Origin of the sequence: Kallipyga gabonensis (assembly GCF_001286805.1) — a bacterium.
Lineage (GTDB): Bacteria > Bacillota > Clostridia > Tissierellales > Peptoniphilaceae > Kallipyga > Kallipyga gabonensis.
On the sequence record NZ_CXYV01000002.1, the window covers coordinates 837,793 to 856,571 of the forward strand.

The 18,779-nt window shown below is 51.5% G+C and carries 16 protein-coding genes and 1 other RNA gene; 14 read left to right on the plus strand and 3 right to left on the minus strand.

Annotation, left to right across the window (positions count from 1 at the left end):
- Positions 1 to 17 precede the first annotated feature (17 nt).
- The 12 genes from glyQ (at position 18) to rpsI (ending at position 12,580) form a co-directional block, all read left to right on the plus strand.
- Entirely contained in the window at positions 18 to 893 is an 876-nt protein-coding gene (gene glyQ / locus BN2373_RS05310) for a glycine--tRNA ligase subunit alpha (RefSeq protein WP_053943071.1), read from the plus strand.
- Entirely contained in the window at positions 886 to 2,958 is a 2,073-nt protein-coding gene (glyS, locus tag BN2373_RS05315) for a glycine--tRNA ligase subunit beta (protein WP_053943072.1), read from the plus strand. The genes glyQ and glyS overlap by 8 nt, the downstream gene beginning before the upstream one ends.
- 31 nt (positions 2,959 to 2,989) lie before the next feature.
- Positions 2,990 to 3,850 carry a pyruvate, water dikinase regulatory protein gene (locus BN2373_RS05320; RefSeq protein ID WP_053943073.1) on the plus strand — a complete coding sequence of 287 codons (861 nt, stop codon included), beginning with the start codon at positions 2,990 to 2,992 and terminating at the stop codon, positions 3,848 to 3,850.
- Positions 3,851 to 3,976: 126 nt separating this feature from the next.
- Positions 3,977 to 5,005, plus strand: coding sequence for a deoxyguanosinetriphosphate triphosphohydrolase (locus tag BN2373_RS05325; protein ID WP_053943074.1), 1,029 nt, complete (start codon positions 3,977 to 3,979; stop codon positions 5,003 to 5,005).
- Positions 5,006 to 5,053: 48 nt separating this feature from the next.
- Positions 5,054 to 6,991, plus strand: coding sequence for a DNA primase (gene dnaG, locus BN2373_RS05330; protein ID WP_053943075.1), 1,938 nt, complete (start codon positions 5,054 to 5,056; stop codon positions 6,989 to 6,991).
- Positions 6,988 to 9,087, plus strand: coding sequence for an RNA polymerase sigma factor RpoD (rpoD, locus tag BN2373_RS07770; protein ID WP_082338037.1), 2,100 nt, complete (start codon positions 6,988 to 6,990; stop codon positions 9,085 to 9,087). The genes dnaG and rpoD overlap by 4 nt, the downstream gene beginning before the upstream one ends.
- A gap of 81 nt (positions 9,088 to 9,168) precedes the next feature.
- The gene (locus tag BN2373_RS05340) at positions 9,169 to 9,915 is read left to right on the plus strand and encodes a tRNA (adenine(22)-N(1))-methyltransferase (RefSeq protein WP_053943076.1); all 747 of its coding nucleotides are present in this window, start codon (positions 9,169 to 9,171) and stop codon (positions 9,913 to 9,915) included.
- A gap of 11 nt (positions 9,916 to 9,926) precedes the next feature.
- The gene (locus BN2373_RS05345; RefSeq protein WP_162200051.1) at positions 9,927 to 10,742 is read left to right on the plus strand and encodes a Nif3-like dinuclear metal center hexameric protein; all 816 of its coding nucleotides are present in this window, start codon (positions 9,927 to 9,929) and stop codon (positions 10,740 to 10,742) included.
- A gap of 15 nt (positions 10,743 to 10,757) precedes the next feature.
- Positions 10,758 to 11,075, plus strand: an RNA gene (gene rnpB / locus BN2373_RS07575) — RNase P RNA component class A.
- Positions 11,076 to 11,103: 28 nt separating this feature from the next.
- A complete protein-coding gene (gene rpiB, locus BN2373_RS05350; protein WP_053943078.1) occupies positions 11,104 to 11,547 on the plus strand; it encodes a ribose 5-phosphate isomerase B in 444 nt (147 codons plus the stop codon).
- Between the two features lie 200 nt (positions 11,548 to 11,747).
- A complete protein-coding gene (gene rplM, locus BN2373_RS05355; RefSeq protein WP_053943079.1) occupies positions 11,748 to 12,179 on the plus strand; it encodes a 50S ribosomal protein L13 in 432 nt (143 codons plus the stop codon).
- An 11-nt stretch (positions 12,180 to 12,190) separates the two neighbouring features.
- The gene (gene rpsI, locus BN2373_RS05360; RefSeq protein ID WP_053943080.1) at positions 12,191 to 12,580 is read left to right on the plus strand and encodes a 30S ribosomal protein S9; all 390 of its coding nucleotides are present in this window, start codon (positions 12,191 to 12,193) and stop codon (positions 12,578 to 12,580) included.
- A 199-nt stretch (positions 12,581 to 12,779) separates the two neighbouring features.
- Here rpsI and BN2373_RS05365 read toward each other — a convergent pair whose 3' ends face one another.
- Positions 12,780 to 13,727 (minus strand): zinc-ribbon domain-containing transport protein, encoded by a 948-nt coding sequence (locus tag BN2373_RS05365; RefSeq protein WP_053943081.1) that lies wholly within the window; start codon positions 13,725 to 13,727, stop codon positions 12,780 to 12,782.
- Between the two features lie 113 nt (positions 13,728 to 13,840).
- Between BN2373_RS05365 and BN2373_RS05370 the strand changes: the two genes are divergently transcribed.
- Positions 13,841 to 14,266: a hypothetical protein gene (locus tag BN2373_RS05370; RefSeq protein WP_053943082.1), complete on the plus strand. Its 426-nt coding sequence runs from the start codon at positions 13,841 to 13,843 to the stop codon at positions 14,264 to 14,266.
- A gap of 82 nt (positions 14,267 to 14,348) precedes the next feature.
- Here the strand turns inward: BN2373_RS05370 and BN2373_RS05375 are convergent, their stop codons facing one another.
- Positions 14,349 to 15,053 carry a hypothetical protein gene (locus BN2373_RS05375; protein ID WP_053943083.1) on the minus strand — a complete coding sequence of 235 codons (705 nt, stop codon included), beginning with the start codon at positions 15,051 to 15,053 and terminating at the stop codon, positions 14,349 to 14,351.
- 174 nt (positions 15,054 to 15,227) lie between these two features.
- Between BN2373_RS05375 and BN2373_RS05380 the strand changes: the two genes are divergently transcribed.
- Positions 15,228 to 17,648, plus strand: coding sequence for a ComEC/Rec2 family competence protein (locus tag BN2373_RS05380; protein WP_053943084.1), 2,421 nt, complete (start codon positions 15,228 to 15,230; stop codon positions 17,646 to 17,648).
- Here BN2373_RS05380 and rodA read toward each other — a convergent pair.
- On the minus strand, positions 17,584 to 18,714 hold the full coding sequence (gene rodA / locus BN2373_RS05385) for a rod shape-determining protein RodA (RefSeq protein ID WP_053943085.1): 1,131 nt from the start codon (positions 18,712 to 18,714) through the stop codon (positions 17,584 to 17,586). The genes BN2373_RS05380 and rodA overlap by 65 nt on opposite strands.
- Positions 18,715 to 18,779: the final 65 nt, after the last annotated feature.

Consider the following 18,779-nt stretch of genomic DNA (forward strand, 5'->3'; position numbering starts at 1 on the left):
CAATAGGAGGACAAGTAATGCATTTACAAGATATGATACAAAAACTGACAAGTTATTGGGCCGACCATGGTTGTGCTATCCTGGAGCCCTATGATGTGGAAAAAGGGGCCGGAACCATGTCCCCCCACACCTTCCTTCGGACCCTGGATGCCAGCCCCTGGCATGTGGTTTACGTCGAGCCATCTCGGCGGCCGGCAGACGGGCGTTATGGGGAAAACCCCAACCGCCTCTACCAACACCACCAGCTCCAGATCATTCTCCAACCTGCTCCGGACGACATCCAGGACCTCTACCTGAAGAGTCTGGAAGTTATCGGGATCGATCCCCTTGCCCACGACATTCGTTTTGTCGAAGACAACTGGGAGTCGCCCACCCTGGGGGCCTGGGGCGTGGGCTGGGAAGTCTGGCTGGATGGGATGGAAATCACCCAGTTCACCTATTTCCAGCAGGTGGGGTCCGTTCCTCTTGAAGTGGAAGCCGGAGAGATCACCATGGGCCTGGAGCGGATTGCCATGTATATCCAAGGGGTCAACAATGTTTTTGACCTTCAATGGAATGATGAGTTGACTTATGGAGATATTTTCCATTTGCCGGAATATGAGAACTCCATGTATGCCTTCCAGACGGCTAATGTCGACCGTCTCAGGAATTTCTTTGAGGAATATGAGAAAGAGGCCCAGGATCAAATCAGCAAATCCCTGGTCTATCCTGCCTACGATTACGTTCTCAAGTGTTCCCATACATTTAACATCTTGGATGCCCGCGGTGCCATCGCCGTCTCTGAAAGAAATCATTATATCGGACGGATAAGAGATATGGCCCGTCAGGTCGCCGAGCTCTATTTGGAAAAAAAGCAAGGAAAAAAGGAAAAGGAGGAAGAAAGTCATGAATAAGTATTTTCTTGAGATCGGAGTGGAAGAGTTTCCCTCCCGCTTCATCGCCTCCACCAAGGAACAGCTGAAAAATAATGTCCTCAAGATCCTGACGGAGGATGGCCTATCTGTGGAAAGCAGTCGAATTGAATCCACTCCCCGTCGTTTTGCCCTCTGGCTGGAAGGAATAGGGGCAGTGAACACCGAAAGCTTTGAAGTGGTTCGTGGTCCATCAGCCCGGGTGGCCTATGACCAGGAGGGTCAGCCAACTAAGGCCTTAGAAGGTTTCATGCGGTCGAAGGGGCTGAATCTTGAAGATATTTACGTGGAATCCAACGGTAAAGAGGACTATGTTTTTGCGAAAATTACCAAAGAGGCCATTTCTCCGGAAGCCGTCCTCAAGAAAGCTATTCCGGAAGCTATCCGGCAAATTTCCAACCCCCGGTCCATGCGGTGGGGAGGGAAGAACCTCCGCTTCCTCCGACCCATCCGTTGGCTAGTGTCTCTTTATAACGATGAGGTCCTGGACTTTGACCTGGAAGGAATTCCTGTCGGCAGAACAAGCAAAGGGCACCGTTTTTTAGGCCGGGGTCAGGTGGAAATTTCGACCATCGATAGCTACGAAGAGACCTTAAAAGAACAATTTGTTATCGTGGATGAGAGCGAGCGGAGAAACATCATTGTTCGCGGACTTAACCGAAAGGCCAGGGAACATGGCGGCCTTCCCATGCATGATGACAACCTGCTGGATGAGGTTGTTGCCATTGTCGAATATCCCACGGTTTTCATTGGAGAAATTCCCCAAAACTATCTTGACCTTCCCCAGGAAGTGATCATTACTCCCATGAAAGACCACCAGCGTTACTTCCCTGTCCTGGATGACGGGGGAAAGCTTCTCCCTTATTTCCTTTCCGTCCGCAACGGGAACGAGGAAGGGATTGAAAATGTGGTGGCCGGCAATGAAAAGGTTCTGGTGCCTCGCTTGGAGGACGCCAAATTCTTCTATGACCAGGACCTTTCCCAACCCCTGGAAGACTACCTGCCCAAGCTGGATGACCTGATCTTCCACGAGAATTTAGGGACCATGCTGGATAAGACTCAGCGTTTGGAGTCCTTGACCCGGGCTTTGGCAGAGAATATGGACTGTGGTCATGAAACCACAGCGGCAGCGGTTCGGGCTGCCCATCTTTCCAAGGCCGACCTGGTCACCCAGATGGTCGTGGAGTTTACGGAGCTCCAGGGCATTATGGGCCGAATTTATGCAGAAAAAAATGGCGAAGAAAGCCTGGTCGCCTCAGCCATTGAAGAACAATATATGCCCAAGGGGGCAGGTGGTCAGGTTCCTCAGTCCACCCCGGGCATCATCCTTTCCCTGGCGGATAAGATGGATAATATTGCCGGCCTCTTTGCCATCGGGGTTCAGGTCACCGGATCCCAGGACCCCTTCGGCCTTCGTCGGGCGGCCAACGGCATTATCGATATTCTCTTTGATGCCTCCCTCCATATCAACCTCTGGGATGGCTTCCGGGATGCCTTGGTTCTATACGTGGAAGAAGAGGGTTTGGTCTTCGACTACGATGAGATTATGGAGACCATCTACTCCTTCTTCCTGGGTCGCCTCCGGACAAAAATGGATGAGCTTGGCATCCGCTATGACGTGATTGATGCGGTTTTTGCCTCCAAGGAAAAGGACCTTCTTTCCCTGATCAACCTGGGTCAGACCATCAATGACTTCCTGAAGGAAGATAGCGGAGATCTCCTGATCACCGACTTTGTCCGTATCGAATCCCTGGCCAGGAAATATGAGGGCCGGGCTCTGACGGAAGAGGTTTTAGAGGAAGATGACCAGGCTCTTTACCAGTCCCTCAACCGGAAAGAGCCGGTGGAAGCTGAGATCGAAAAGGGCCACTACCGGGAAGCCCTGGATCTTCTCAGGGACTGGATGCCCATTGTCAATGATTATCTGGATAAGACCATGATTATGGTAGAAGATGAATCCTTGCGTTCTGCCCGTCTGGCCATGCTTAACACGATTTACCAGGTGATCGCTCGGATTTTGGTTCCTTCGGCCATTGTCCGCGAGTAAGAGGGAATGTAGGACGCAAAAGGAGGACAATGTGCGAACGGTCGATATTTATATCATCTCGGATTCCAGCGGAGAAACGGGAGAAGCCATGGCCCGGGCCCTCATGGGGCAGTTTCCGGACCTGGAAGCCCGTTTCCTCCGTTTTCCTGACCTGACACAGCCGGGTAAGGCGGATTCGGTCATCTCTCGAATCCTTGAATGTGGTCAGCAGAAATCCTCCCTTGTTGTTATTTCCGTGGTTATGGCGGAGATCCATCATTCTTTGGTGGAAGCTTGCCGGTCAGCCGGTTTACCTTTTATTGACCTTTATGCCGATGCCATCACCACGATTATGGAAGCTTTTGGTGTTCACCCGGTGATGGAAGCAGGGATGACTCGGAAGCTGACCGCTAATTATTTTAACCGGATCTCTTCCATGGAATTTGCCGTCCGCTATGACGATGGCAAGGATCCCCGGGGCTTCCTCAAAGCCGACTTGATCCTTTTAGGGGTTTCCCGGACTTCGAAAACCCCCCTGTCCATGTTTTTGGCGACCAAGGGCTATAATGTGGCGAACCTCCCCCTTCTTCCTGAAGTCGGCTTGGCCGAGGAGATTCTTCAAGCGGATAAAAGACGGATTGTCGGATTGACGGTTTCTCAGTCTCAATTATTTGAAGCCAGGAAGAACCGCTTATCCACCCTGGGGATTGCGGAAGATGCGGACTATGTAGCCGGGTCACGAATTGAAACCGAACTATCCTATGCCCGGTCCGTTTTTGACCGTTTGGATTGCAAAGTGATTGATGTAACGGATTCGGCCATAGAAGTTACCGCAGCTCGAATCGTCAATTACCTCCAGGAAACTTTCGGAGATGAGGCCAGGCGTCAACTCGGTCAGGAGCTTATTGTCTGAAGGACCGATCGAAAAAACTCACCCTCATTTTTATGAAAAGAACAAGGGGACGGATACCGTCTCCTTTTTGTTTTTTCTCATGAGGGGTATAGATAAGTTGATTAATAAGCGGAAGGAGGGGGAGGCATGCGACAGCGAAAAGACATTGAAAAGATGGAAGAGGCCCTCTTGGCTCCTCAGGCCAGCCTGGCCGGTCGGTCACGGGGAAGGGCTTTCCCCGAAGAGGAGGACCCCTACCGGACGATTTACCAGAGGGACCGGGACCGGATCCTTCATTCCAAGGCTTTCCGCCGGCTCAAACATAAGACCCAGGTATTCATTGCCCCGGAAGGGGACCATTACCGTACTCGTCTGACCCATACCTTGGAAGTTGACCAAATCGGTCGGACTATGGCCCGGGCCCTGGCCTTGAACGAGGACTTAGTGGATGCCATTGCCCTGGGTCATGATGTGGGTCATACGCCCTTCGGCCATGCGGGGGAGTATGTTCTCGAGAAAATTCTGGGCAACTTCTCCCATGCGGACCAGTCAGTCCGGGTTCTTTCTTTTATGGAGCAGGGATCCAAACGCCACGACTACGTGGGACTCAACCTTTCCTGGGAGGTTCTGGACGGGATAAAGAATCATTCGGGCGGACATAAAGCCGCCACCCTGGAGGGTCGCCTCCTCAAGTTTGCCGACCGGATTGCCTATGTCAACCACGATATTGATGACTCCATCCGAGCCGGGGTCCTCAGGGAGGAGGACCTGCCCGGAGAATGCACGGATGTTCTGGGTCACTCCTTTTCTGACCGGATAAACCGGATGGTTATGGCGGTGATCGAGGCCTCCGATGGCCAGGACGACATTTTGATGACGGAGGAGGTTTGGGCCGCCTCAAAAAAGCTAAGAGCTTTTATGTATGAAAATGTCTACCATAATGCCCTGGTGAAAAGTGAGAATGATAAACTTCTCAAGGTCATCGAAGATATTTTTTATTTTTATCTTAAGGAGCCCGAACGTTTGCCTGAAAGTCACCGTGCTCTCTATGTTAAGGATCATGCTGAGGATCCCCTGGAAAGGGTGGTAGCGGATTATGTAGCGGGAATGACAGATGACTATCTCATCTCCACCTACCGTAAACTCTTTATTCCCCAGGCATGGACGACGATGTAACGTTTATTATTTTTTTCTTCTCCACCGCATTTCTGAAAGTAGGTAAGTGTGTATATTTCCGATCAGACAATCGACCGGGTCAAGGAGGCCATTGACATCGCCGGACTGGTTGGCGACTACCTGGATCTCAAACCGGCAGGCCGTTCGCTCAAGGCCTGCTGTCCTTTTCACCAGGAAAAGACGCCCTCCTTTATGGTGACACCGGACCTTGGCCGCTATAAATGTTTTGGCTGTGGGGAATCGGGTGATGGAATTACCTTTGTGATGAAGATGGAGCACCTGGATTTTCCGGATGCCGTTCGCTTCCTGGCGGATAAATATGGAATTCCCATTGAGGCGGCGGATCCCCGGGAGGTGGAGCGTCAGGAGAAAAAGGAGGCCCTCTTCCGGATCAACCGGGAGGCGGCCCTGTTCTACTACCGTCGCCTTTTGACCAACCGCCGTCCTCAGGCTTATCTGGGCAGGAGGGGGATGACATCAGCCATTATTAACCCTTTCCTTCTGGGTTATGCGGATGGCCAGGGGCAATCTCTTTATACCTTCTTGAAGGGCAAGGGGGCTGAGGATGCCGATCTTCTGAGCCTTGGCCTGATTGCCCGATCGAACTCAGGCCAAGGTTTTTACGATAAGTTTCGCAACCGGCTCATTTTCCCCATTTTTAACAACCAGCGGAAGATCGTTGGCTTTGGGGGTCGGGTCATGGGGGATGGAATCCCCAAATATCTCAACTCCCCGGAGTCTGAGGTCTTCCATAAGGGTCGCAACCTCTACGGGATTCATACCGTTATGGAACGCCCCCACAGGGATAGGATTATTATGGTGGAAGGGTATATGGATGTTATCGGTCTCTATGGTCAGGGAATCGACTATGCCCTGGCCAGTCTGGGAACAGCCTTGACGCCGGACCAGGCCCGACTGATCAAGCGATATACAGACCAGGTTTATCTCTGTTACGATGGAGATTCTGCCGGGATTAAGGCTGCACGGAGGGCCATCGGTGTCTTCCGCAAGGAAGGTATTGTTCCCAAGATGATCCTCCTTCCCGATGGTTTGGATCCGGATGAATATATTCAAGCTAAGGGGAAAGAGGCTTTTGAAGAAGCCATTCGCCAGGCTGTCGATCCTCCTTCTTTTGAAATCAAGATCATCAAGGCCGGTCATAATATGGAAGAGCCGAGCGGTCGGATGGATTTCCTCCGCCAGGCCCTTGATTATTTGGCCGGTTTGGATAGCCGGGGAGTGCAGGATATTTACCTCCGGGAAGTAGCAGACCTGGCCGGAGTTAAGCCGGAATCTGTGGAAAGTGACCTTGATGAAGCGGTGAAAAAGAAGGAGGCTCTGGAGGAAGAAGCCAGAGCCCGGAAGGCCAGGGTGATCGGTCCCGATCCCTTTGATCCGGGAGATGAGGCCTATGATGATGAGCCGGAGTATTACGAGGAGATGGACCCTCTTTATGAGGATGGAGCGCCTCCTTACAGTGAAGAAGGGATGGATAGGGCACCGGCCCAGGCATCCGATGAGATTAGGGACCTCCGGATTCGAAGTCGCTTGGAAGAGGCCCTCCTCTTTCGCCTCCAGGCGGGGCCCCTTGAAGAGGAGAAACTAGCTCTTCTTATGGACTATTTGAGCCCGGGATTGGAGAGAACCCTGGCAGAGACCATGGTCGCCCTTCGCAGTGAAGGAATTTCTCCATCGGCTCAAGCACTTAAGGAGAGCCTGGGAGAGGCTTTGCCGGACGTTTTTTATATGAAATTGGTCAGCCGGGAAAAGATGGACCGGGTCAGTGCCCATGAGCGGGCAGCCCTGGATAAGGAGCTTTTCCAACGGGTGGGCTTAGCCCGGCTGAATGAGAATAGACGGAAGCTCGAGGGGGAGATTCGCCGGGTGACCCGGGAAGGCGGGGGTCAGGAGATCTCAATACTTTTTGAGGAGCTTCATGAGATCGACCGAAAGATGATGCAAATGAAAGAGGGAGATGACCTATGACGGACAAGAAGTTGGATAAGGATGAGATTATTGATCTGGACGATGTCAAACAGGAAATCATCGAAGAACTTCAAAAAATTGCCGACCAAAATCACGATAAAATTGCCCTGAAGAATTTGGAGGACTTGGATGTCTTTGACCGCCTGGAAGATGATGATCGCCAGGATGTCCTCAAGGAGTTGGAAGAAAGAGGGGTAGAAATCGAGGATGAGGTTTACCGGTCCGCCCTGGATGAGGAAGAAGAGTTAGAAGAAGAAGTCTTGGCTGATGAAGAGGATTTGGACGACCTGGAGGATTTGGATGATGAGGTCGAAGAAAAGGAAGAAGAAGAGGCTTCTTCCAAAGCCAAGAAGAAGACAAAGAAGCAAAAGGCAGCCGAAACACGTAAGGCCATGCGGAATGTGGCTGTGGATGATCCGGTCAAGATGTATCTCAAAGAAATCGGCCGGGTGGACCTATTGACCGCCCAAGAGGAGGTCATCTTAGCTAAGCGGATGGAAAATGCCCAAATGGTGGAGAAGGCCCTTCGAGGAGAAAGGCCCACTCTTCGTGAAGCGATTGAGCTTTCCAAGAAATCCCTTAACTTAACGCAGACCGACCTCCTCTTGGAAGTCATCCATAGCTTGAGTCAGGGGGAGGACCTGCCGGAGGATCTTTCTCAACGTTTTGACCGTTTGGACCTCTTTATCAACCATGTCCTGAGCCAGGAGGGAGAACGTCCGGCCCCGGATTCTGATATCGCCAGGGCGGTGAAGACAGCAGCTTACGTGGAGAGATATATCCGACGAAGGCTATCCAAGAAATCCATGACCGTGGAGGAATCCCGGGCCCTCAACTTTTGCATAAAAATTGAAGAGGCTGTTGTAACCAGGATCTTATCGCCTGATCAGGTTACCGAGGACCAGGAAAGAATAATTGCCTATGCCTTAGACAATGAAGAGGCAATCAAGGCGGCAGTGGACCAGGTCTATAAAAAGAAAGAGGATAAGGATACTGCTGTCAAATCTCTCTACCAGCTGGCCGAGGAGGCCGGCCTCCCTCCGTTTTCAGAGAAGGAACAGCTGAATCCGGAGGAACGCCGGATTATCTACGAGCGTAATACGGAGATGGACAAGATGAACATCGCTCTCCGCAAGGCTCAACCCAAGGATGAGCTGACTGAGCAGGAAGTGACTTCTTACGAAATTCTTGGCCAGGAAGTGGAGAAGGTGAAGAAGGTTCTTCAGGGAGAGTTGACCGCTGATCAGGCCAACTTTGATCTGGATGCCCTCGCTCAGGTTCGGGAGGCGACCATCCCTGCCCGGAAATTCCTCATGGGTGAACCTATGGGAGAAGCTGACCAGGCCCATCTCATGAGGATTCGCTGGAAGGGGTCTGAGGCCAAGCAGTATTTGGCAGAGACCAACCTTCGTCTGGTTGTATCCATCGCCAAGCGTTATGTAGGCCGAGGGATGTCCTTCCTTGACCTCATCCAAGAGGGAAATCTGGGTTTGATGAAGGCGGTGGATAAGTTCGACTACCACAGGGGCTTCAAATTCTCCACCTATGCCACCTGGTGGATCCGCCAGGCCATCACCCGGGCCATCGCTGACCAGGCCCGGACCATCCGGATCCCGGTTCACATGGTGGAGACCATCAACAAGCTCTCCCGGGCCCAACGCCAGCTCCTTCAGGAGCTCAACCGTGATCCGACCAATGAGGAGATTGCGGCGGAGATGGGGATTGATGTCGAAAAGGTTCGGGTGGTTCGGAAGATCGCCCAGGAGCCCATTTCTCTGGAAACTCCGATTGGGGAAGAGGAAGATTCCCATTTGGGCGACTTTATTGAAGATGATACGGCCGTGGCCCCGGATGAGGCAGCGGATTTCATCATGCTCCGTGAAGAACTCAAGAATATCCTCTCCACCCTCTCCGAAAGGGAGAGAAAGGTCCTCGAACTCCGGTTTGGACTCAATGACGGGACACCCAGGACCCTGGAAGAAGTGGGTAAGGAGTTTGATGTCACCCGTGAGCGGATTCGACAGATTGAGGCCAAGGCCATCCGGAAGCTCAAGCACCCCACCCGGTCCCAGAAGATTAAGGACTTCATTGAATAGTCAGTGGATAGCCACCCTGCCTCCTCCCTCTCGACTTACCGGGAGGGAGGTTTTTTCAGGAGGGGAGAGAGGAAGACAATGATGATAAAGAAAGACCTTGGTGGTGCTCGGATCCAAGCTCTTGTGGATCGGGTTCTGCCCTGCGAAAGGGTGATTGATGTGGGCTGTGACCATGGCTATACCTCCATGGGTCTGGCCCGGAGGGAGGACATCGGGCGGGTCCTGGCCACGGATATTTCCGTCCCTTCTCTGGCCAAGCTCCAGGAGGCACTCGAAGATGGGGGAGAGGGCTGGAAGAAAAAGATCACTTGCGTCAAGGCCGATGGTCTCCAAAATCTTCCCTGGAAGGAGGCAGATGCCCTGGTCATCTCCGGCATGGGGGGGAGCCTGGTCCGGTCCATTCTGGAAGGAGAGGTCAGTCTCTCCCGGTCCTGTCACCAGTGGGTCTTGAGTCCCCAGAGCGACCTTGCCCTCTTTCGGACCTATTTGACTTCCCTCTCCTATGAAATACGGGAAGACATGGTGGAGGAAGGGGGAAAGTTTTATACCCTCTTTGATGTTCGCCTGGCTGGAAAAATCCAGCCGGGCTACCGGGCCCGGGTGGATCAGGGGGACCCCTTCTTCTTGGATTACGGCCCCTCCCTTCTTGCAAGAAGAGATCCGGTCCTTCTTCGGAAGATGAGGAAGGATCTGGCCGGCCTGGAAGACCTGGAAAGGAAACTGTCAACCAGGCCTCCCGAGAAACGAGGGGATAAGCAGGAAAGCCGTTTGAAAAAAGTGATTGAAGAAAAAAGCCGGTTGGAGGCCTGGTTAGGGCCTGACCGATGAGGGAGGATGGGATGAGAATACAAGATTGGGTAGATCGTTGGGAAAAAGAGGTTCCCCTGGACCTCCAGGAGGATTGGGATCACTCCGGTAAGCAGGTGGGGGACTTCGGAGTGGAACTGACCGGGGTGGTCATGGCCCTGGACCTGACCCATGAGGCTATTGACCGGGCAGTGGAGGAGGGGGCCAACTTCATCTTCACCCACCACCCCCTCTTCTTTTCTCCCCTGGAGGACCTGGTTTACGGGTCTCCCCGGGTCGACCTCCTGGTGGCCTGTATTGAAAAGAAAATTGCGGTCTATGCCTCCCATACCCCCTTTGACCGGGTGGATGGAGGAGTCAATGATGTTCTGGCGGAGGAAATCGGCCTCCGGGGCCGGCTCCCTCTGGAGGATTCCCCCCTGGATTCCGCCCACTGGGATCTGGCCAAGGGGATGGGCAGGTACGGTCGGTTGGTGAATCCCATGCCCTTAAAAGAGTATGCGGAAAGGATCCAGGAGAAGCTGGGTCTTCCTTCGGTCACCTTCTATGGAGACCCGGATGCCCCGGTTGACCGGGTGGCCTGCTTGGGCGGGTCAGGGATGGACTTCGTCCCCCAAGCCCTTGAAAAGGGGGCCCAGGTTTTGGTGACCTCGGATATCAAGTACCACGATGCCCAGGATGCCCTCCGTCAGGGCCTCTTCCTGGTCGACCTTTCTCACTATGGTTCGGAGTTCCCTGCCATGAAGCGGGCCATGAACCGGGCCGGAGATTTTGCTCCTGAGGTCCCGGTCACCCTGGTGGAAAACGGGTTGGATTCAAAACGTTGGTCGACATCCCACTCCTTGTGATATGATAATAAATCGGAAGTAAGCCGGACTATCGCGACAGGTTCGAGGAAAGTCCGTGCACCATAGAGCAGGATACCGGATAACGTCCGGTGGAGGTGACTCTAAGGCCAGTGCAACAGAAATAGACCGCCCGCAAGGGTAAGGGTGGAAAGGTGAGGTAAGAGCTCACCAGCAGGCTGGGGACAGTCTGGCTCTGTAAACCCTATCCGGTGCAAGATCAAACGTCCAATGGGCTGCTCGTCCGGACAAAGGATCGCTGGAGCCCGGTGGTGACGCCGGGCCAAGACAGATGATAGTCGAAAACAGAACACGGCTTACCGGCTTGCTTCCTAATTTTTACTATAATGCGGAGGAGGAAACCATGAAAATTGCCATTGCATCCGACCATGCCGGCTTTGTCCTAAAGCCCGCCATTGTTGAATATATCCGGGAATTGGGCCATGAGGTCAAGGACTTCGGTCCTTTCGATGATAGTCGGGTTAACTATCCGGACTATGCCCTCAAAGTATCTGAGAGCGTCGCCGGGGGAGAGTGCGACCTGGGTGTCCTCATCTGTGGGACCGGGATCGGCATGGCCATCACCGCCAACAAGGTCAGGGGGATCCGTTGCGGGTCCGTCTCGGAATCCTATTCCGCCCGCATGTCCAGGGAGCATAACAACGCCAATGTCATCTCCTTCGGCGCCCGGGTGGTGGGGGAGGACATTGCCAAGGACATTGTCAAGGCCTTTTTGGAAGGTGAATTCCAGGGCGGCCGCCATGGTGACCGGGTAAAGATCATCACGGATTATGAAAGCTGCCATTAAAGCGATTTTTTTGACAGGCCCCCTCGATCTTGCTATTATAATTAGGTATCATTATGGGCAAAAGTGCTTTGCCCTTTGATTCTTCTTCAATCTCATTCGCAGCGTCGGCGTGCGAAACAGAAATTGTCGAATATCCAAAACCCGCCACCTCGTAGTGCGGAGGCTAAATTTGCGAGGGTAGAAAAAGAAAAGGAGCAAAGATGAAAACGACCATGGCAAAACCCTTGGAGGTTGAGCGCAAGTGGTATGTCGTTGACGCTACCGACCAGATCGTCGGACGTCTGGCGACCAACGTTGCCGCTGTCCTTCGGGGAAAGCACAAGCCCACCTTCACCCCCAATGTTGATACGGGTGACTATGTCATCATTGTCAATGCGGACAAGGTCCGCCTGACAGGCAACAAAGAAAACAAGAAGACCTACCGTTATCATACTGGTTTCCCCGGCGGCATCCGGGAGATTCCCTATGCAGAGCTTTTGGAAAAACATCCGGAAAGGATTTTGGAAAAGGCCATCAAAGGGATGCTTCCCCACAACAAGCTGGGACGGCAGATGTATAAGAAGCTCAAGGTCTATGCAGGCCCTGAACATGCTCATGCCGCCCAGATGCCCGAAGAACTGAAGTTTGATTAAGGAGGTCATCCATGGATCAATCTTATCGCGGTACCGGCCGTAGAAAATCTGCGGTAGCCCGTGTCCGTCTCCTTCCCGGCCAGGGTAAGGTGACCATCAACGACACCCCATTTGAAGAATATTTCGTCTATGAGGACCTCCGTCAGGACGCCCTTTCCCCACTGAAGTTGACCGGAAACCTCAACGGTTTTGACGTGGTCGCTACGGTCAAGGGCGGCGGTTATGCCGGCCAGGCCGGTGCTCTCCGTTTGGGCATTGCCCGTGCTCTTTTGGAGTTCAACCCCGACCTGAGAAAGACCCTCAAGTCTTCCGGTTTCCTCACTCGCGACTCCCGCAAGAAGGAACGCTATAAATACGGATTCAAGAAGGCCCGTAAGAGCCCACAGTTCTCCAAGCGTTAATGGAGACGGATTCCGATTTCAAAAAGAGGCGGTGTCGAACGATTGGCTCGTTCGGCACAGCCTCTTTTATTTTGTCAGGATCAAAAACCCTGATAATTATGCCAATCACAAGATTATCAGGGTTAGAAGCTCTTTTTCCACCAACAAGGGCGGCATTTCAATATGCCGCCCTTGTCTATATTCAGAAGAATAGGCAAAATCAAACAGTTTTTTGGGATAGGGGCTGGAGGCCGGATAGGACCCATTGGTATGCACCTGTTGTTACCGTTGACCCGCAGTATTCGCATTTTCCGTTTTGACCGATGGAAATGTTAGCTCCGCAGTTAGGGCATTGGGTGACCTTCATATTTTGGTTGCTTTCAGTCTTTGCATCAATCTTTCGCTGGAAGGTCATCCGGTAGGTCATGAGATACTTGCGTTTGGGATCGCCCTTGACCACCTTGCCCGTAGCATCATCTACCACATAATCCTTGTAGCGAGCCTGGAGGATGGTGGTCAAGTACTGGTTTTGTTTATCCTCTGTAAACTCTTCCAGTTTGGTGGAGAGGACACTGATATCTTCGACCACGTTAGTCTGTCCCTTATCTTCAAAAGCTTCCAGTTGCTGTTGGTGCTGGTAAAAGAGCTGGTCTGCTTCAAAGGGACGGATGGAGGGCCAATTTTTCTCCGTCCAAGCCCTTTGCAGGGTGACAAAGATGGTGGAGGCTCGAGAGAGGAAATCCGGCTTGGAGAAATCAGGATCTAGTTCTTTGAGCCGGTCAAGACCCTGGTCTTCCGGAAAGTTCTCAGGTTTGGGGCTTGTTCGGTAGGGGAAGTGTTTTCTCCGTCCACCGAAACGAGTTGAACGGAAGCGGGCAAAAATGATGAAGCAGAGAATGACCAACCAAACGGGCCAGGGTAGCTTATCAAAAAGATACATAAAAAAGAAGAGGTTCCCGTAGGAGTTGGTGGTTCCGCCCCAACTATCTCCCCAGTCATTACCGCCGTCCCAGTCATTGCCGCCACCCCAGTCGAAGTCGCCGCCACCGCCCCAATCACCATCCCAATCTACACCACCGCCGACATCAGCTAAAGCCTGAGGAAGGGCCAGGCAGCTGACAAGGATAAGAGCGATAAGGCAAAAGATGATTATTCTCCGTTTTTTCATGAAAGCCTCCTCTTCCTTATTTAATAGGTCATTCCATCTTTACCCCAATTGGGAATTTTGTCAGACATTTTAATTCGTGGTATTATTAAACAAAATAGGTCAAGGAGACGTTTATGGCAAGTATTTTCGGCATCATCAATAAATACAAGGACCAGCTTAACCTGCTGCCCATCCTGATCCTTATCTTTGTAGCAGCCACCATCCTCGTTTATGTTTTTTTTCACCGAGAACCTAAATTTAAGTATTTACCTGCCCTGGTCGGCATCATCGGTGGTCTTATCCTGGCCTGGATGGGATCAAGGAACTTTACCACAGACAACGGTCTTCATTGGGTTTGGTATGGGATTGCCACCTTTGTCGCCGGTTGCGTAGGTTTGGGAACCGCATGGCTCCTGGCCCTGTTTACTTCAATGCCGGGGATGGGAAACATCAGCAAGAAGACCCGAAAAACGGTGAGGAAAGTCGGTGGTAAGCAAAAGCCTGCAAAGAGAACGGTTAGTACATCCCTCCCCAATACCCGTCGCCGGGGCGATCAATAAATATTAGAATAAGAAGAAACAAAACCCCTTCCGGGAGAAACTTTCCCGGGAGGGGTTTTTTGTATGATGGAAGAGAAGGAATTCAGAGAAGTTGGTATTCCAGAGTAAGGGAGTCCGGAGCCAGGGATCTCACCTTCAGTGACCAGGGGCCGATTTCCGCCGTAGAGGCTAGATGGGGGCCGATCCAGGGGCCGGAAAAGAGGCCGAAAACCGCTGTTTTCAAGTTATCTTCCCGACTGGTTTTAATCTGAAGACCAGCCCGACTCACTCGATCAATTCGGTCCTGGAGAACCCGGATCATTTCCAGACTTTCTTCTCTGGTGAAGTGGCCATGTATGGTCAGGAGGGTAGGGGAGGGAGAGGGATCATCGTCCTTCGGTTGGTCCTCTTCCAGAAAAGTAACTTGGGTGGAGGGAACATTTGGAATTTCACACCGCCGGAAGTCGAAAGCATGACGGTTGAAATAATAGGAGAGGGCGTGGCTGGTCAGCAAGCGAAGGGTAATATCCCGTTGATTATTCATACGGTCTCGCGGGTCGACTTCGGTAGTGATCTCCGAAGAGGAGGGAGCTCCTTGAACGACATGGACCAATTTTCCTCCGGAAGTATAGGTTCGGATGAGGTGGAGACCGGACAAACTTGCTCTTTCAATGGGCAGACCCAAGCGGGTATAGTCCATCAAAATGCTATCCTTCAAGATGAGATGGCTGGTTACGCCTTCCCTCCTGCGTTGGACAAGTTCGCTGGTTAAGGTAATTTGATAAGGATTTTGTAAAAGACTGTTCATAGGTCCTCCTCGATCCTTATTGTAGCACAGGAGCGAAAGGGTTTTCTTGAAGTTTTATGTCAGAAGGGAAAGGAAGTGGACGGTCACTTGTCATTCTTTCATTCGTTTCTTTGGGGGAGTCTATTTTCCTATTACTTTCTTCCATTAGGCCTGGATTCCCTGATAAAAACAAGCATGTTCTTTCTCTTGGGCCTTTTCTTTCTTCTTTGTGCTATGGATCAGGAAGATGAGAATGCAGAAAATAAGCATCTTATTGACAAAAAGAAGCAAGGATGGATCCTAGCCCTTGCCCTGGGATTATTCCTGGGGCAGGCTAATGTCAATCTACATCGAATTCATCTGGATGAAGAGCAGTTTCCCCGACAGTCCGGAATCATCAGTTTTAGATGGAAGGGATCAATCGCGGGACGGAAAGGGGATTTTGGCCTTCTTCGAGCGGATAGCGGACCTTTTGTGGGGAAGACTTTTATTTCCGCTTCTCCGGTCAGCGAAATGGAGGCCATCCTCCAGGTGGGACAGAGGGAAGAGGCTTGGGCTTTTTATCTTCCCTTGGACAAGTCCCCATATCGGGGAGAATTTAACCAGGAGTCCTGGCTGGAAAGCAAGGGAATATCCGGTCAGGTCCGTTTGACCCGTCGTATTGTTCGAAACCGGCCCAACAGCCTACAAATCCTTGGAAATAAAATAAAATATTATTTCCTAAAACGGACGGATGACCTGGGAGGCCAGGCCGGATCCTTTTTCCGACGGATTTTTCTAGGTCGGTCTGATCATCTTGGATTTGAACTCAAGGATCCGATGAAGAACTTGGGATTAGCCCACCTCCTGGCGGCCTCAGGACTCCATGTTAACCTGCTCTTCAACTGGGGACTTCAAGTTTTGGCCGGATTGGGTTTAAGAAGAAAGATGGCGGATAGGATTCTATTTCCCCTCTTAATCGCCTACGCTGGCCTCCTCTCTTTTCCAGCCTCAATTGTGCGGGCGGGTCTTTTCCTTTTCTTTCAGGAGGAGGCTACTCTTAATAAGGGCAAGCTCAATTTCATATCCACCTTTCTTCTTTCCCTGACCCTTTATCTCACCTTCCGTCCCTATGCTGCCTATGACTTGGGCCTTCTTCTTTCTTTTGCCTGTGTCTTAGCTATTCATTTGGTCGGAGAAATAGGCAAACTCCACCCCTTAAAGGGAAGCTTCCTCAAGGATGTTCGGACTAGCTTTTGGATCAACCTTTTTACTATTCCCTTCCTGACCACTGTCACCAAGACCTTTTCACCGGTTATCCTTCTGGCTAACCCACTGGCCATCCCCTTTTTCGGTAAGCTTTTTGCCCTGGGTTTGACGGCTTATCTGGTCGTTCACCTTCCTCTTTTGGGAGACATAATAGCAGGACTATACCGGTTAGCCTATGAAATTTTCTCCGCTCTCATTTACGGCCTGGATGCTCTGGATTTCCTCCGGACCCCTATAAAGCTAGTGTCCCCTTTTTCAGCATGCTATTTTCTGGCTTTGCTATTTCTTATTTTTGGTCGTCTGGGCTGGTGGAAAGCATGGAGCCGTCTTAGTCATCGACTGAATTTTTGGGAGAGAAAGAGACTGGAAGAGGAAGTCATGGACTTTCTTTATTTCTTCTTCGTTATTGTTTTTTCTTTGAATTTGTCTCCCAAAGCTGATCGTTTGACAGCTCTGGATGTGGGTCAGGGGGATAGTTTCCTCCTCCAATCTCAAGCAGGTAATTTTCTCTTCGATTGTGGAGGAAAGATCAATTTTCAAACCATGAAAAATGAGGAAGCCTTGCTTTTCGTGGATAAGCTTAAGTCAAAGGGGGTGGATAGCCTGGAAGGGATCTTTCTCTCCCATAGGGATTATGACCATATAGGAAACCTGGAAGGGCTGGTCAGTTCTCTTCCCGTAAAAAGGATTTTTCTTTCTCCCCTGTCAGATGGTTCTTCTGCACGTGATCTCTTGCCTTCGTCGTTTAGGGAAAAGGAGGGAACAGGGGCCATCCCTCTCATTCCATTGGAGAGGGGACGGACCTATACCTGGTCCGACTGCGGAGGAGAAATCCGTATCCGGGTAATCCGGGAAGGGATTTTTGACAGCAAGTCCCCTAACCGGGATTCAGCTGTTCTTCTCCTGGACTTTGGCCCTCGGGTCCTCCTTATGGGAGATCGGGAGGAAGATTTGACCCCGGAAGAGGAAGCCGGACTTAAGGGTGAGGTGGACCTTCTTAAGGTTGCCCACCATGGCTCTCGGAAAGGATCTTCCTTGAATTTTTTGGAGAATATCAGACCAAGGGCAGCCATCCTCTCTTCAGGCCGAAACAATAGTTATGGACACCCCCATCAGGAGGTCTTGGACCGACTCCACCAAACCCAAATCCCCTATTATCGAACGTCATCCCTGGGAGACATCTGCTTTGAGGAAAGAGGAGAGGGAAAAGGAGAAAGGGAATTTGAGGTGGTTACCAAAGAAACCCAGGTCCGAAAGGACCTGGGCAGGCTGGGCGTTCATTGGATTCTATTTTATCTTCTCTTTATAGGGAACCGTCAGCTCCGGAGAAGTCCAGAGGGCGACGCTGAGTGGAAATGGAGAGGATAATCCCGATTGAGGCTAAAGTAAGGAGCTGGAAGGTTCCTCCATTTGAGATTAGGGGAAGGGGGATTCCGGTAACAGGCATTAGACCGATGGTCATGCCGATGTTTTCAAAAACATGGATGAAAATCATGGCAGCAATTCCAATGACCAGGAGCCCCTCAAAGGGGTCTTTTGCCCGGCGGGCAATCATAATCATGCGGAAGAGGAGGATGAAGTAGCAGGCAATGAGGAAGATCCCTCCGATAAAGCCGAATTCTTCCGCAATAACCGAGAAAATATAGTCGGTGTCTTGCTCAGGAATAAAGCCGAAGTGGGTTTGGGTGCCCTGGAGGTATCCGCGACCCGACAGCTGACCCGATCCGATGGCCACGATCCCCTGAAGAATCTGATAGTTCGATCCCCGGGGGTCCCGGAAGGGATCAAGGAAGTTCAAAATTCGGTCCTGCTGGGTCCCGCTCAGAGAAGCATAGAGGATGGGGATGGCGACGAGGGCCAAAACAAAAGCGGCCAGGATATAACCCCAATGGATGTCGGCATAGAAGATCATAACCGCAACAAAGAAGATGATCACAGCGGCTGTTCCCAAGTCGGGCTGCTTGAGGATGAGAAAGACAGGAATGGCCATGGTGAGGGCAATAAGAATGATAGTGGTCGGTTTGTTGATCTTGGATTTATAGCGTTCGAGGAGCCAGGCAAGAAAAACAATGATACCCAGCTTGGAGAATTCCGATGGCTGGAAGATCACCGGGCCAAGTTTGAGCCAGGAGTCCGCTCCCCACTGGTCCATGCCAAAACCGAAGAGTCGGGTGGCAATGAGGAGGAGTAAAATAATCAGGTAGATGGGGATGGCCAGTTTACGCAAGTAATCAATATCCACCCATTGGAGAATAGCAATCGCTATAAAGCCCAGGATGGTGGCGATGATCTGGGTGACCAGGGGAGCCATGGAGGGATTATCCGAGTAGGTGGCGGACCTCACGGCAACCAGACCCATGACGCACAAGAGGGCAGTCACAATAAATAAAACCCAGTCAAACTGGGCGAACCGCTTCTTATTTCGGTTAAACATAGGCGTCCTTTCCGTATCAAAGGATTTGGGTATCGATTCGATCTCCATTATAATAGAAGAATCAC